Source organism: Nonomuraea lactucae (assembly GCF_003313395.1).
GTDB lineage: Bacteria > Actinomycetota > Actinomycetes > Streptosporangiales > Streptosporangiaceae > Nonomuraea > Nonomuraea lactucae.
Genome location: NZ_QNFZ01000449.1, coordinates 1 through 1,139, shown reverse-complemented (window position 1 = coordinate 1,139; position 1,139 = coordinate 1). Strand labels below are relative to the sequence as shown.

General features: G+C 73.7%; 1 protein-coding gene and 1 pseudogene. Both read right to left on the bottom strand.

Going from position 1 to position 1,139, the window contains the following annotated elements:
* The coding region (locus tag DQW85_RS22570; protein ID WP_162795243.1) for a protein kinase domain-containing protein at positions 1–917 on the bottom strand (917 nt) is incomplete at its 3' end.
* Between the two features lie 121 nt (positions 918–1,038).
* Positions 1,039–1,139, bottom strand: a pseudogene (locus DQW85_RS22565) (thiazole synthase); the annotation flags it as partial.

Genomic DNA, 1,139 nt, shown 5'->3' with positions numbered 1-1,139 from the left:
GGCGCCGAGTGCGGCATCGGGTGTGGCGCCGAGTGCTGTGCGGGGCGGGGCGCGGCGGGGTCGGTCAGGCGCGGCAGCCCGCGGTGCGCTTCCACCGCCGCCACCAGCATCGCGGTCGCGTCGGCGGGACGGTCGCCCGGCTCGCGGGCGGTGGCCCGCGCCACCAGCGTGTCGACCTGCGGCGGCATGCCCGGCACGAGCGACGACGGCACGGGAACGGTGTCGTGGACGTGCCGGTAGGCCACCGACATCGGCGTCTCGCCGTCGTAGGGCTGCTGCCCGGTCAGCAGCTCGAACAGCATGATGCCCGCGGAGTAGACGTCGCTGCGGGCGTCGGCCGCGCCGGACGTCACCTGCTCGGGCGACATGTAGCCGATCGTGCCGATCATCACGCCGGTGCGGGTCTGGTTGGCCGCCTCGATCACGCGGGCCAGGCCGAAGTCCACGACCTTGACGCGGCCGTCCTCGGCCAGCAGGACGTTCTCGGGCTTCACGTCGCGGTGCACCATCCCGGCCTGGTGGGCCGCGCCCAGCGCGGCGAGCACCGGGATGATGAGCTCCAGCGCCTCGCGGGCGGGCAGCCTGCCGCGCTCGCGCAGGATGTCGCGCAGCGTCTCGCCCGGGACGTACTCCATCGACAGGTAGACCACGTCACCGTCGGTGCCCTGGTCGAAGACGTGCACCACGTTGGGGTGGGAGAGGCTCGCGACCGACTTCGCCTCGCCGATGAACCTGCGCACGAACGACGGGTCCTCGGCCAGCGAGCGGTGCATGACCTTCAGGGCCACCGTGCGGTCGAGCCGGACGTCCAGCGCCAGGTAGACAGTCGCCATGCCGCCCCGCGCGATGCGGGACTCGATGCGGTAGCGCCCGTCGAGGAGGCGCCCGACGAGGGGGTCCGCGGTCGTCGTGTCCACCCCGCCGAGTTTACGGGCGATTTGCCGATGGCAGGGCCTGACCATCCGAAACGATGCGGAGCCGTGCCCCTCGCCGTCGCGCTCCCTCTGGTCGGGAGCCTTACAGCGGTTTCGGCGCGTGTCACGGGGTCATCGGCGAGGAGGCCTCGGCGTAGCGGCGGCGGGGGATGCGGCCCGCCAGGCGGGCGAGCCGGCCCGCCTGGACGGCGCCGCGCATCGCCG